The following is a 14,319-nucleotide window of genomic DNA, read 5'->3' as shown; positions in this document are numbered from 1 at the left end:
CTTCCTGTCTTAAAATATAATCTCTAAACTTCGATTATCCCCAGCATTCACTAATTTTTTTTGCCCTGAACCTGTAAATTTATTGCCTTTCAAGATAAGTTTTCGCAAGCTTTTAAGAGCAATAAGATCATCAATACAGGTATCATCAAGACTACAGGAACTTGCATCAAGGTAAGTAAGCTTAGTGTGATCTGAAAGAGCTTTAGGGAGTGTATTGCCCAAAGGATTGCCAGCACAGATAAGCACCGTCAAATTCTGCAAGGTAGTAAAAAGTCCCACTGACTTACTAGAGAGTTTATTTTGGCTTATATCCAAACCTGTCAGCCAAGTCATTTTAAATAAAGGCACTCCACACTCATCATCTAAATTACATTCCCTAAGATTAAGCACTGTTATTTTCTTGTTTGTGGACAAGGCCTCTGCAAGCTCTAGATAAAAAGAGTTTTTTGATAAATTAGCGCTGACTACAGAGGGGTCACTATCTTCTAAAGATTCAATTTCAGAAAGCTGGAGTCCGGACAAATCTGATAAATCGCTATCATATTGGAAATTGTCTTCTAAAAATGATGAAATTTTGGGTGAGCTTTGACTTGCCTCAATTTCGTCCGTTGCTTTTAATAAATCAAGAGAAGACCAAATAAAAACAAAATAAAACACTGAGATCAAAGCTATTTTATTCATAATTATAGTTCCTTAGGTGATTTTTTAATTAAAAGGATACCCTGTATTTAGCGCAGAGTCAAATTTTGACATTGGAACATGTATGTTCACAAGAGACAATTTGTTCATTTTATTTTTAGTAATCAATTTCTTATCTAAGTTAGAGTGCACTTTATTTTTTCTGAATGACAATATACGTGTTTACAATAATAAAAAATAAAATTTTTATGAATCATAGAAATCACGCAGGATCCTTAAGCGTGCAAAGATTTTATTAAGTGATTGTTAACAGTAGGTCTTTATAGTCTTGAAAGGAAAGCTAATACAGTCTCTAGCACCTTTTTATACTTTTTTGGAGGAACAGATGGCTAAAATTCTTTGTGTTCTCTATGATGATCCAATTGCTGGGTATCCTAAAACGTATCCTCGGACAGATATTCCAAAACTTAATAGTTACCCTGATGGCATGTCGTTGCCTACACCACACCATATTGATTTTAATCCAGGCGATTTGCTAGGGAGCGTTTCAGGTGAATTAGGTTTGCGTAAGTTTCTAGAGACTCAGGGGCATACTTTCATCGTCACCTCGGATAAAGATGGACAGAATTCAGTTTTTGAAAAAGAATTACCTGATGCTGATATTGTGATTTCTCAACCATTTTGGCCAGCTTATTTGACCTCAGAACGGCTGGCAAAAGCTCAAAAATTAAAATTGGCTATTACTGCTGGAATTGGTTCTGATCATGTGGACTTAGAAGCCGCAATTTCAAGAGGCATTACAGTGACTGAAGTAACCTATTGTAATAGTATTAGTGTTGCTGAACATGTTGTTATGGCAATTCTTGCTTTGGTCCATAATTACATCCCTTCCTATAAAACTGTTGTTAACAAGGGATGGAACATTGCCGATTGTGTCTCTAGAGCCTATGACGTGGAAGGGATGAATATTGGTTCCGTTGCAGCAGGACGTATTGGTTTAGCAGTTTTAAGACGTTTAAAGCCTTTTGATGTTAAATTACACTATACAGATCGGCATCGTTTACCAGAGAGCATCGAGAAAGAATTAAATGTTACCTTTCATCCCAACGTAGAATCTCTCGTTTCAGTATGTGATGTTGTTTCTATTAATTGCCCTCTTCATCCTGAAACAGAGCATCTATTTGACGATGATTTAATCAGCAAAATGAAGAGAGGATCATATATCGTAAATACAGCGCGAGGTAAAATTTGTGAGCGTGATGCTATAGTCCGTGCGCTTGAAAGCGGCCAATTAGCAGGATATGCTGGTGATGTTTGGTTTCCTCAGCCAGCGCCTAAAGATCATCCCTGGAGAACAATGCCCCATCATGGCATGACCCCCCATGTTTCAGGGACAACCCTTTCTGCACAAGCTCGATATGCAGCAGGAGTGCGCGAAATATTAGAGTGCTGGTTTGAGAATCGCCCAATTCGCGAGCAGTATTTGATTGTAAATCAAGGTAAACTCGCCGGGATGGGCGCTTATTCCTATAGTGCTGGGAATACAACGGGTGGTTCAGAAGAAGCTGAAAAATTCAAAAAATCCTAGCAGTAAAAGCCAGGATGTGCAAAAAATTCATAGTCTTTTAGATAGATCAATAGAACATAAGGAATTCGCTATGATTTTAAGATGCGTGCTTTCTTCTCTTGTTTTGTTTTTGTCTATAAGGCCTCTTGTTGCTTCTCATTCTACGGAGCGTGATGATGAGGATCGTGCTCTTAAAATTTCAAAAAAGGAACTCACAAAAACAAAAAAAGATTTACGAAAAGTCGGTGAGAGAAAGAAAAATTTAAAAATATCGCTTGCGACAACTTTTGTACAAGAAAATGGAGAGACTGAAAATCGTCAGAGATTTGTCAATGGAAGTCTTTCCCCAAGAGGTATCTCAGCGCTCAGAATCACGAAAAGTCAAAGTGCACGTGTCATTGAAGAATTTTCAGTAGAAATGGAAGGATTACATATAAGTGATTCTCCCTTTGTCCCCGTCGTACACGGAAACATTCCTAAAGAAAAATCTTCTCTAAATAGATCTCCAAGACCGAGTACGCTTAAAAAAGCTAAAAGTTTTAACGGTCGCGAAGAAAAGGAAGATGAACATAGTATCACTGCTTATAAAAACCGGACTGCTGAAAAAAAGAAAAAATCTCATGATAAAAAGAAGAAACGTCACCCTAAACATGACCTAGATACAAAAAGAAAAGATAAAGGTGAGACTAGGAAACCGCGCGCGCGTTCTAAAAGTTTGATGAAGTCAGTTGAAAATCAAAGATTTAAGAGTAATGAAGAAGATGAAAAAAACAGCTCCTTGGTTGTGGTTCCCAACATGCTTCTTTCATCCCATGCCGGAAAGGTAGTGAGATATGTTGAGAAAGCTCAGCAAGCGTACCAAGATGCGAAATATTCCTCGTTATTAGAGGAGGCTCAGAAAGAATATAAGAAGAAAAAAGTCGGCATTCCTTAAAAGAAAAAACGCTGCTGAGCTATTTTGAATAGGAACGCTGTGACAAAGCATGAAGTAATGCTTTGTGATGATCGGGTTTAGAGATTGATATTTTTACAGTACTGGAGAGACTTGCTGAACAGTCTGCCACATAAATGCCTTGATCTTTTAAAAATTTTAGCGTGTCAGGGAAACTATTGAGGGTCACACAGAGGAAGTTGCTATCGCTTTTAAACACTTTTCCCACGATTGATAATGAAGACAGTTTTTTGCTTAAAGAATCTCGCTGCTTTTTAATTTTATCCCAAGAATTCATTATTTTTTGGGGATTAAAAAGGCGCTTTTTAATTTGCTCTTGTGAAGGTGTAGAAATACCAAAAGGAATTTGAGTGTATCGCAGAGTACTGATTATCAAAGGATCTGCAAGAATGCTCCCACATCTTAACCCCGCCATCCCCCAGGCCTTCGAAAAAGTTCTTAAAATGATAAGATTCTTGTATTTCTCCAAAAATTGCATGTGAGAGGGTTGGCGTGCAAATTCAATATAAGCTTCGTCAATGACGACAAATCCAGAGATTTTTCTACACAGATCTTTGATCAAATCCATTTTTAAAAGAGAGCCCGTTGGATTGTTGGGGCTACACAAAAAGATCATTTTTGGATTTGTTTTGACAACAGCCCCAATGTCAAAAGAATCAAGATTTTCGCCTTCTAACGGCACTTGACTGACGTTTAACCCATGGATCTTTCCCCAGTGCGCATAAGCTGGGAATGAAGGGGTTAATGTGCAGATCGTATCCTTTCCAGGTTCACAAAAAGTTCTTAAAAGAAGATCAATGCCTTCAATAGAGCCAACCGTAAAAAGAATCTGTTCTGGCTTTAAGTTTGTAGGGATATCAGGGTATAACTTTGAATTTATGTGCGTAAGAGATTTAATATAAAGTTCTCTCATGGAGAGTTGGATGAGATCTGGATATTCAGTAAATTGCCCGCCATAAGGGTTGGTACTATTAGAAAGATCTATTTTAAAACGAATATTATTAAGCTCTTTTTGTACAGGGCCAGGGAGATACAACTCATTATATATTTTTCTAGCTTGAGGATGTAATGGCATAGAGGTCAAAATTCTTTCAATCTAATCCAAAAATTGCGTCTATCTTTAAGCATAACTGTACTGGTTATCTCTAACTTTTTTCAAAATATGAAACATCGATTCTGCATCAACTGGTCTACTGAAATAATAACCTTGGGCCTCATCACAGAGATGCTTTTTCAAAAAGCTATATTGTTCTTTTGTTTCAACACCTTCAGCAACGACTTTTAGTTTTAGCTTTTTTGCTAAGGCAATGACAGAAAGAACGATGTTTCCTTCAGTCGTATAGATCTCATCTTGCACAAACGATTTATCGATTTTTAATTTATCAACAGGAAGGATTTTAAGATAATTGAGGCCTGAATAACCCGTTCCAAAATCATCAATACTCAAGGCAACACCCTTCTCTTTAATTTTTCTCAGAAGATTTAGAAAGGTATTAAAGTTGCGCATAAACCCAGTTTCACTAATTTCTAGTTCAAGAAATTTTGTATCTAGATTTGTTTCCTTGAGTGTTTTTTCAAGTTTTGCCAAGAAATCCTTCTGCTTAAATTGGTTGATACTAACGTTTACTGCGATCGATATTTCAGGAAGACCGTCATCGTGCCAGGCCTTTAATTGTCTGCAAGCTTCTGTTAAAACCCATTCTCCAATTCCAGAAATTAACCCTGTTTCTTCCGCCAGAGGGATAAATTTGTCTGGAGACAAAAGACCCCGCTGAGGGTGTTTCCAGCGAATTAAAGCTTCCACACTTTTGATAGAATGCGTTTTAATATCAACAATTGGCTGATAATAGAGAAGAAATTGATTGTTAAGAATTGCTTGATGAAGATCATTTTCCAATTCAAGTTGCTCAAGAGCGTATTCCGTCATATGAGATTTATAGAATTGAAAGGTATTCTTACCTTCAGCTTTTGCATGATACATTGCAGAATCAGCACTCTTGAGTAAGCTTGTCGCAAACTGCCCATCTTTTGGATAAAAACTAATACCCATGCTACAGGTAATAGTGATGCTGTGATTTTGAATATGAAAAGGTTGTTCCATAGAAAACATACAATGCCTTATAATGGAGGCGACGTTTTCTTCAGATTTTAGATCAGGAATGACAATAACAAATTCATCTCCTCCCCAACGGGTCAGAGTATCATATTCTCGAATTGATTCACTTAAACGTTCAGAGACTAATTTTAAAAGAAGATCACCTGTATCATGACCTAAACTGTCGTTTACACCTTTGAACCTGTCTAAGTCTAGGAACAGAATTGCAACTTTTTTCTTATGCCGTTTGGCGTATTTTATACACTGGTTAATACGATCCATTAAAAGAGTGCGATTGGGAAGACCTGTCAGAATATCGTGCGTAGCTTGATGAACAAGCTGATACTCCATTTGTTTGCGCTCTGTTACATCGCGAAAACTAAACACGCGACCAACAACTTTCTTTTCCATTTTCTGAGGAATGGAATAGCGCTCATAAATACGACCATCCTTAAATTCTATTTCATCAAAAACGTCAGTGTTTGGTTTGGAATAAAGCCTTTTTAATGATTCTACGAAACCATCAGGATCTTTGAGTTGTTTTAAAACATACGTGATTGCTTTTTGATCTTCTCTGTTCTCTAAAACCCCGACCGGGATCTTCCACATTTTTCTGAATTTTTGGTTAAAAGTCACAATATTCCCATGAATATCAACCACCAGAATGCCATCCGCAGTTGATTCAAGAGTTGCCTCTAGTAAGGAAATTGACCTTCTAAGGTTGTCTTCGCTTTTTTTCATTCTTTATATGCCTTAAGTATTATTTCAGCACATTGAGAGATGTTATCCCTGTCAAGCTTATTATAAATAGTATTCTTGATTTAAGGCTAACTTATTTAGGAGGTGGTTGCAAGTGATCTAGTGACGACCGTTTACAAGGATCTTAAAGATGTTGCGATAAAATATGTGAGCAAATTTTACCATTTATTTATACGTGTGCAGTATTTTTATCTCAAGCATGAACGTGAAAGGTGTTTTTGATATTACACAATAGGGATTATCAAGTGAGAGATTCCAGCTTAAATTTTTATAGCGTCATTGAAGTTTTTCTCAGATGGTATGAATTCAAAGGAGGCTTCAAATGCGCTATTTAATTCTCTTTCCTCATGCACAATGGCTGGAAAGTCTTTCTTTGGAAGAGGGGCTTTTTAAAAATAGCACGCTTGTGCTCCCGCATAACAGCTTGGAAACGGCACAGGTAAAGCGCTTGCAGCCATTTCTTGGGGAAATTATTCAAGTTGAAAATTATTTCATGACGGGTGAAGTTGAGTGGTTAGTTTACAAGATCTTTCAAAAAGCCCCCTTTGACAGAATTATCGCGCCAGATGAAGAAGATATTTTAAGGGCAGGTCGTTTAAGGACTTTACTAGATCTTGAAGGGCAGAACTATGAAAGTTCACTGGCATTTCGTGATAAGATAGTTATGAAAGAAATTCTTGCTAAGAAAGGAATAGTCGTTCCTCCATTTCGTGCCCTAAATAATTATTCTGATTTTATCGAGTTTATTCAAAGTCATACTTTTCCAATAGTTTTAAAGCCACGACTGGGTACTGGATGTCAGGGAATTCATGTTTTGCACAGCGAAGATGACGTTCGGAAAATACTCTCCAACTCATCTGTTTTCAGCAATTCAGAAATCACTCTTTTGCAAACGGAAGTTTTTATTCATGGTCCGATGTATCACATCAATGGATTAGCTATAGGGGAAAAAGTTATTTGCTCTTGGCCTTCTGTATATTTACATTCAGCATTGGGAATTATTGCCGGCACTTATGCTGCGAGTTCTTTGTTGGCTGCTGAAAATCCTTTGACAGATAAACTCAACCAATATGCAAAAAAGATCATAAAATTGATGCCTACTCCTCAAGCCGCTGCTTTTCATCTCGAAGTTTTTATGGTTGATGGTCAAGATGAGCCTGTATTTTGTGAAATTGCTTCTCGTGTAGGAGGAAAAGGTGTGAATCATTCTTGGAAAACCTCCTTCAATATTGATCTGAAAAAGCTATTTATTTTAATGCAAGCAAATATCGATATTAAAGTGATTGAACAACCAAGAACTCCTTCAGTCATTAGTGGGGAAGTTTGGTTTCCCAAAATTAAGGGAACGTTGGTGCATATTGAGAATCAATGTCCCTTTCCTTGGGTGAAAGAATATGAAGTTTACTCAAGGCCTGGCGATGCTCTTTCCTCTCCCCATGATATTACCGAAATCTTAGGAGGCACCCCGTTGATTTTGGGAGAGTCAGAAATAGAACTTCAAAAAAGAATTGAGGATCTAGAAGCTTGGTTTTATCAAAACACCAAGATCTCATAGGAAGGACATTGTCGGCAAGTGCACACGCTTCGTTTCCCAGCAGGATAGGAAAAGAAAAGATTAACTTTTCATTCACCTATTTTCATTACCTTAGAAATAATAGAACTTAATAAAGGAGCACATCATGGGGTTTCCAGCTCAATTGTCAAATATGGAAAGAGTGAAAGTAATTTCGAGAGAAGATATTCCTGCCGTTAATTATGCAAATGTTGCTGGAGAAATTCACAACCTTGGTCTTTTGCTAGATTTTAGAAAGAATAAAGACTTAAGTTATTTTATGCCTGAGCAGTCTCGTTTTTCTATGAGTTGGGTTCGCTTGAGAAAAGAAGAAACTCTGAGTATTCATCAGCACCCTACAGCAAGTATGATCATTATTACTTCAGGAGAGGGGATGGTTTTAGGAGATGTGCATCAGGCAGTCAATGAAGGAGATGTTGTTATTGTTCCTCCAAATTGTCGCCATGGTTTTATAGGCAAAGGAAAAAAAGGATTTTGGGGTCTTTCTGTCCAATTTGAGGGGCTAGGTCTTTATGAAGATCCAGAAAATCCAAGGGTTAAGTTTACTGGAAAAACTGATGAAGATGAATTTAAGCTGCTCTTAAAAGATCAGGAAAAGTATGAAAAACATTTCAGAAAAAATGCTTTAATGAAATTACTCGCTTCAGATCACATCAAGAAAAAAGAAGTGCGTGAACGACTCTTAGAAGCACTTAATTTTTGGTCCGACTGGTTTCAAAGAATTTTAGCAGCACGTGTTGCAGCGGGCAGTCCAAAAGCATTTCAAATGTTAGCTGAGCAACACTGGGAAGAAGAAGCAGGCCATAATAAAGAATTATCATCCCTCAGGGGGATAAACCTATTTCTCTCTGGGATCCTATTCTCGATGCTGCAGCAAGTTGGTTTTATCAACGCGCTTTATCAGGAAGTCCTGAAGAGAAAACGGTTTTGATGCATTGTGTTCTTGAAGCTGCTTCCCACATCTTTCATAGTGAAGCGCAAACGCATTTCCCTGGAGCGACGCACTTTAAACTTCATAGTGAGCTTGATGAAGAACATACAAAAATGGGCTTTGAAATTCTTAAAGCATCACCAAATATTGATCTTCACGAAATGCGCGCTGTTCTTTGGGAAGGATGGCGTATGATGGAATATCTTACTTCAAGAATGGCCCATTATGCTAAAACTGGGAGCTCTTAAACTGAGCTGAATAAAGTTATTGCCTTCTGAGGCTAAACATATTTACATACGCATATAATTTGTAGAGGTTTTACGTATCATGAAAATCATTCTCTAAAATTGCCCTGAATTTTAGGGCACAAAACAATAATCAGCAGATGCGCATTGTTTTGTTACTCAGTCCTTAAAATCACTTTTATAGAGAGAAATTATGATGCATAAACCCATTCAAATCAAAAGCCTTGATCTATCTTTTTCCCACAAAACCTGTTTTAACAATTTCAATTTCCAGATTGCTTATGGTAGTCGCATTGGGATCATCGGCAGAAATGGCAGCGGTAAATCAACATTATTGAAAATAATAGCGGGCTATTTTGACTCTTCTGATGGGGCCATTATACATAGTGAGGATTTGATTATTGGCTACGTTCCCCAAGTCATTGAAGATCACGTCAACTTAAGTGGTGGTGAACGCTTAAACAGGGTTATGACAGAAGCCTTAAGCCTTGATCCAAACGTTCTATTGCTAGATGAACCGACCAATCATTTAGATCGCCGCAATCGAAAAAGCTTGATGCGGATGCTGCAAAATTACCATGGTACACTGATTGTTGTGTCTCATGATACAGAACTTCTGAGTATTTGTATTGATAAGCTCTGGCACATCGATAACGGGAATATCCATGTATTTTCCGGTAATTATGACAATTATATTTATGAAATTAAACTTAAGCGTGCATCCATTGAAAGCGAGCTGGCGCTTCTAAATCGCCAGAAAAAGGATATGCACCATAAGCTGATGCAAGAGCAACAACGAGCTGCCAAAAGCAAGCTCAAGGGCGAGAAAAGCATCGATCAGCGTAAATGGCCAACTATCGTAAGTAAAAGCAAAGCGCTGCGTGCTGAGGAAACTTCAGGACGTAAGAAATCTTCTATTGATAAGCGTAAATATGATTTAATAGCAAGCTTAGCTGAACTTCGTATCCCAGAAATCATCATTCCTAAATTTTCTATTGGGAGTTCCGAAGTAGGTGCTCGAACGCTTATACAAATTGGAAATGGATCCGTTGGGTATTCTATAGATGTCCCGCTCTTATCAGGAATTAGCCTCAATCTTTCTGGCGATGAACGTATGGCTATCACGGGCGATAACAGGAGTGGAAAATCGACTTTGATTAAAGCCATCCTTGGTGATGATACAGTCTATAAAACCGGAGACTGGCTTGTTATCAAAAGAGAAGACATCGGCTATCTCGATCAACATTACAGCACTCTTCAGCCCCATAAATCCGTGCTTGAGACAATATCAGAACGCGCGCCCTATTGGTCTCATGCTAAAATAAGGTGCCACCTAAATGATTTTCTATTCCGTAAAAATGAGGAGGTAAATAGCCCTATTCGTGCTTTATCTGGTGGGGAAAAAGCAAGGCTGAGTTTAGCACAAATCGCAGCCTGTAGCCCAAAGCTCCTGATCCTTGATGAAATCACCAATAATCTTGATTTAGAAACACGCGAACATGTTATCCAAGTTCTGAAAGCTTATCCCGGAGCTATGATTGTGATTTCTCATGATGCTGATTTCCTGGAGGAGGTTGGGGTGGATACGTATTTCAAAATTAACGGGGATTATTAAGTTTTAGAGCTAAGTGATGGCAATTAAATTCGAAACCTTTTTTAGGTAAATTTTATGTTCTGTGTATCTTAAGTATCTATGGTCAGATGAATTTCTTGACACAGATTCTCTTTCAAAATTTGGATTATAGGGTGATGATATTGGTTTCTGTGGGGATCTTCTCATATCCATTACTATTTATTGTAAAGTTAAATTTGGAAGACCGCAGGAAAAAAGTTAAGCGGGTGTTCTTCCCTCGTTTAATAAATATTTATTTTGAATGGGCTAATTTATTTAAGTCCACTGCTATTGGATGCTGCGCAGACGTAGCAGGATCAAAGACTCTTGTAGAAAGCCAATTGTAATCTTTATCGCCTTTCTTAACTTCCAAGTGAAATTGAGAAGCCGGGTGAGAAATGGTTATCCCGTGACTCATTGATGTTAAACTTTTTCCCTGGGTAGAAATAATAGGAGGATGATCACTCATACGCTTGTGCATTTTCTCACGAGACAGTATGCGTTGCATCTCTAAGTCGCCTGGTGCTTCTTTGTGGACGTTGTCCCAATTCCAAGGCGTTTTAAACTCTTCGAAAGACTCGTGCAAATTTTTTTGCAAAAGTCTATCGTATACTCCTTTTCTTTCAGCTTCATTGATAGAAAGCTTTTCCATTTCTCGATCTGTTTCTTGTTTGCTTTTTTCTAGAATTTTTTGATAAATTTCTGGGTGTTGTTCCTTTAATTCGCTTAATTCCATATAATCATACTTTTTTATATGATCTTGCATTTCTCTTGTTCCCATAGAAAGAGAATCCGAAGGCAACGCTTTCGTCAAAATTTGCGTCATGGCTTCAACGGGAGCGTTGACCATGAAGCGACGTTTAGGGTTTCTTATCAACATAACTTTAGCTGCAAAGGCATGCAAATCTACGGAAACTCCCTTTGGTCGTCCAGTGAAAACACCTTCGGCAGATACCGTTATGCCAAGGTGTGATGTGAGCAAAGCATTAGGAGAAGAAGTCACTGTCATATACATTTTAAGATTGTAGGGGAAAGAGCTTTTATCTCGAAACATATATTCTCTTCCTGCTTGATAATCGATGGGCAGTGTTATGTGACGTGCCGTTGAATCTGATGTGATGTAAGCCATCCACACTTCATTTGATTCTATTGAAACACTGTTTAAAACTCTAAGCGCATAGCCAGAGCCATCAGATATATTACCTTTTTGTACGTGTTTCCCTGTGCCAGTTACTAAACTTTTTACTGCGCCTACTACGCGAGGAGCGTTTTGAACTTCAAGATATTTTTTCCATGCAACTATATTAAAGCCAGTAATTTTCTCCATGACAAGACGTAACCCTGGTTGATCTGTCATAGGAGATGTATATAGTCCATCATCTATTTTTGTGACATTTTGGAATATGTGCTGTCCAGGATCTGGCGTTATTCCAATAGCAGAAGAAAAAACAGGTGTTGATAAAAAAGTTTCTAGTACTGCACACAATAAGAGTATTTTCTTCATTTTTACTATGAATTCTAAATATATATGTTCTTGTTAACTCTATACAAAAAAGGCTGAGCTCTTCATGGGTTCAGCCTTTTTTATGAGTTTCTTTATTTAGCCTTGCTAGGCTTGAATTTTTTAATGTTGCTTGTGATTTCTGCACGTGTCGGAACAGTAATCTTCAAAAGCTCCTTAGCAGCAGTTGCGGCTATGCGCGTTGTATCAGCATAAGGAGGAAGAGAAAGATTGATGTAGCCTTGATTTTCTTGACCAACAAGACGAATCCTGACGTCATTTCCAAATGTTGTTAGTTCACAATTTTCAGCATTAATACCGGGGATATAGCATTCAATAGTTGTTTCCGTGTCATTATCCCAATACTTAACAGCGAACCCTTGAGAAGCCCACCAGGCCCCTTCTCCTTTGTAAAAATTCCAACTTTGCCACCCATTAGCTGGCCAAGGATTATTTGACCCAGGTCCATCACCACCACCATAGCCGGGAAAATTTTTTACATTATCTTCTTTCCATGCTGGATTCCACCATGCTTGAGGGGCTTGGTTCTGCCACCACCAACTGGGGTTTGCTTGGTTTTGCCAACTGTTCCATTGTTGAGGAGCTTGATTATTCCAGTTCCACCACTGTGGGGCTTGATTCTGCCAGCCATGCCACTGTTGGGGGGCTTGGTTCTGCCACCACCAATTGGGGTTTGCTTGGTTTTGCCAACTGTTCCATTGTTGAGGAGCTTGATTATTCCAGTTCCACCACTGTGGGGCTTGATTCTGCCAGCCATGCCATTGTTGGGGGGCTTGATGTTGCCAATTCCACCATTGAGGCGCTTGATTCTGCCACCACCACTGTGGGGCTTGGTTTTGCCATGCACGAGAAGATGCCTGATTCTGCCACCACCAAGATGGATCGCTTTGATTTGAAGGTTTAGGTTGAGCTTGAGCTAACATGATGAAAGTCCTCCTGATTTATACGATGAATATTTTTCAATACTCTCAGATACGGAGATATTGTTACCCTAAGAGTTAAATTAGTATTAGAGAGGAGTGGTTAATTTATCCTTAATAAAATTGAAAGCATATTAAGGACAAACTAACCCGTGATATTCACGCATTAACCTTAAAAATTAACTCTAAGTCCTAAGGTTCCACCGATCGTTCTACTTTCTATAGTGGCCCCTCTGCTGACGCCTCCTGGCATGGATGTGCCATCATCAGTCATTTTTTTATGGGGAATAAAATAACCAATACCAATGAGTTCGACGCTTTCAGTAACTTTATAACGAACACCTCCGCTGATATGATGTTCATCTAAGGGAATACTCAAAGCATTAAAGAAAACTTTATTCTCATAAATCGGCGATTTTCCATAATTGTATCCAATGCCGACTGTTAGAGAGTCTGTAAATTTATGTTGAATACCCGTTAAGATAATCGCTTGGTTTCCCCAGCCTAGATTTTTGTGTAAAAAGTTTACTTTGCCCCAGTAAATACCTTTGAAATCCAAAACAAAATCTGTTTGAGGATTGAAATGTACAGCAATTCCAAAACGAAAGGTTGCAGGGATTTCATAAGCATCTTGAAACTCGGGATATTTATTATACTTTGCAAAGAAAACAGGCGTTGCGGCAGAAGATCCGATCGTCAGATATTTATTGACATCCCACATGCCTCCAATGCGAACACCAACCCCAAAAACTTTATTGGATTGAAGCTGTCCGCTGATCTGTTGTCCATTGGGGAGGCCTAAGTTCATCCAAAAGTCTGAATATCCGACGAGCAAGCTTATCCCATACGATTGACCTTTTGTTGGGTTATACGCAAGTGTTGGCGCAGTTAATATGACGCGATTAACAGCTTCATTGTCAAAGTTGCCGTTCGGTGGGTTGAGTGCACCAGGATTTCTGGTCGCAGACTTGAAGGCAACAAAGCCGCCCCCCCCAGACATTCCGATACCAAAAGCCCATTTTTCATTAATGCGATAGTTAAATCCCGCATCATTAACAAAGAGCGTTTTATAACGATTTTTTTGCTTTCCAATCGGATTTCCAAGAAGGGCTGATGATGAATCTAGAGATTGATCTTGATTAAAAACGCCTTGGAATAGTGCCACATGCGTTGGTAAGCGTCCAATATGTGCGGGGTTTGCAATAACATTGGAGGCATCAAGAGGAAGCGCCGTTCCTGCGCCACTCAGCATACCATGTGTTCCTACGAAATGAGGGAAAAGACCATTGCGCGCTTGTGCGCCGTGTGTGTACATCAACCCAACTATGAAAAATAAAGAAAGTTTTGTTAAAGAAAAACGTCGGATTTTCAATGAATTAACGAACTGCATGCCTATGGTGTCTCCCAAATTTTTTTAAAAGTTTACCATAGAATCGACGTAATTTATTAAAATTTGATCGAATTTTTTATGCGTAAAAACAATGAGTTATGCGATTGCTGAAAG

General features: G+C 38.4%; 12 protein-coding genes. 6 read left to right on the top strand and 6 right to left on the bottom strand.

The genetic code is table 11. The features are described from left to right. Positions 1 to 9 precede the first annotated feature (9 nt). Positions 10 to 681, bottom strand: a complete 672-nt coding sequence (locus tag GQ61_RS04555) for a leucine-rich repeat domain-containing protein (RefSeq protein ID WP_085784182.1) — start codon at positions 679 to 681, stop codon at positions 10 to 12. 343 nt (positions 682 to 1,024) lie between these two features. Between GQ61_RS04555 and GQ61_RS04550 the strand changes: the two genes are divergently transcribed. Both GQ61_RS04550 and GQ61_RS04545 read left to right on the top strand, forming a co-directional pair. Next, positions 1,025 to 2,227: an NAD-dependent formate dehydrogenase gene (locus tag GQ61_RS04550; protein WP_085784181.1), complete on the top strand. Its 1,203-nt coding sequence runs from the start codon at positions 1,025 to 1,027 to the stop codon at positions 2,225 to 2,227. Continuing rightward, entirely contained in the window at positions 2,190 to 3,140 is a 951-nt protein-coding gene (locus tag GQ61_RS04545) for a hypothetical protein (RefSeq protein ID WP_085784180.1), read from the top strand. Before GQ61_RS04550 ends, GQ61_RS04545 begins: the two co-directional genes overlap by 38 nt. 19 nt (positions 3,141 to 3,159) lie before the next feature. Here the strand turns inward: GQ61_RS04545 and GQ61_RS04540 are convergent, their stop codons facing one another. Continuing rightward, positions 3,160 to 4,233: an aminotransferase class I/II-fold pyridoxal phosphate-dependent enzyme gene (locus GQ61_RS04540; RefSeq protein ID WP_085784179.1), complete on the bottom strand. Its 1,074-nt coding sequence runs from the start codon at positions 4,231 to 4,233 to the stop codon at positions 3,160 to 3,162. Positions 4,234 to 4,278: 45 nt separating this feature from the next. Then, positions 4,279 to 5,994 (bottom strand): sensor domain-containing protein, encoded by a 1,716-nt coding sequence (locus GQ61_RS04535; RefSeq protein ID WP_085784178.1) that lies wholly within the window; start codon positions 5,992 to 5,994, stop codon positions 4,279 to 4,281. 340 nt (positions 5,995 to 6,334) lie between these two features. Between GQ61_RS04535 and GQ61_RS04530 the strand changes: the two genes are divergently transcribed. The 4 genes from GQ61_RS04530 to GQ61_RS04515 all read left to right on the top strand — a co-directional run bounded on the left by GQ61_RS04530 (position 6,335) and on the right by GQ61_RS04515 (position 10,376). Continuing rightward, positions 6,335 to 7,567 (top strand): ATP-grasp domain-containing protein, encoded by a 1,233-nt coding sequence (locus GQ61_RS04530; protein WP_085784177.1) that lies wholly within the window; start codon positions 6,335 to 6,337, stop codon positions 7,565 to 7,567. Between the two features lie 124 nt (positions 7,568 to 7,691). Beyond that, entirely contained in the window at positions 7,692 to 8,516 is an 825-nt protein-coding gene (locus GQ61_RS04525) for a cupin domain-containing protein (RefSeq protein WP_085784176.1), read from the top strand. Continuing rightward, positions 8,516 to 8,764 (top strand): hypothetical protein, encoded by a 249-nt coding sequence (locus GQ61_RS04520; RefSeq protein WP_085784175.1) that lies wholly within the window; start codon positions 8,516 to 8,518, stop codon positions 8,762 to 8,764. The genes GQ61_RS04525 and GQ61_RS04520 overlap by 1 nt, the downstream gene beginning before the upstream one ends. 190 nt (positions 8,765 to 8,954) lie before the next feature. Then, on the top strand, positions 8,955 to 10,376 hold the full coding sequence (locus GQ61_RS04515; RefSeq protein WP_085784174.1) for an ABC-F family ATP-binding cassette domain-containing protein: 1,422 nt from the start codon (positions 8,955 to 8,957) through the stop codon (positions 10,374 to 10,376). A 250-nt stretch (positions 10,377 to 10,626) separates the two neighbouring features. Here the strand turns inward: GQ61_RS04515 and GQ61_RS04510 are convergent, their stop codons facing one another. The 3 genes from GQ61_RS04510 to GQ61_RS04500 form a co-directional block, all read right to left on the bottom strand. Beyond that, positions 10,627 to 11,877 (bottom strand): hypothetical protein, encoded by a 1,251-nt coding sequence (locus GQ61_RS04510; protein WP_085784173.1) that lies wholly within the window; start codon positions 11,875 to 11,877, stop codon positions 10,627 to 10,629. 92 nt (positions 11,878 to 11,969) lie between these two features. Further along, on the bottom strand, positions 11,970 to 12,818 hold the full coding sequence (locus tag GQ61_RS04505; protein ID WP_085784172.1) for an Hsp20/alpha crystallin family protein: 849 nt from the start codon (positions 12,816 to 12,818) through the stop codon (positions 11,970 to 11,972). Positions 12,819 to 12,987: 169 nt separating this feature from the next. Then, the gene (locus GQ61_RS04500) at positions 12,988 to 14,205 is read right to left on the bottom strand and encodes an OmpP1/FadL family transporter (RefSeq protein ID WP_085784171.1); all 1,218 of its coding nucleotides are present in this window, start codon (positions 14,203 to 14,205) and stop codon (positions 12,988 to 12,990) included. Positions 14,206 to 14,319: the final 114 nt, after the last annotated feature.

Source organism: Candidatus Nucleicultrix amoebiphila FS5, assembly GCF_002117145.1.
In the GTDB taxonomy this organism is placed as follows: domain Bacteria; phylum Pseudomonadota; class Alphaproteobacteria; order Caedimonadales; family Nucleicultricaceae; genus Nucleicultrix; species Nucleicultrix amoebiphila.
Note: the sequence above shows the minus strand (reverse complement) of the source record. Positions and strands in the feature narration are given on the sequence as shown.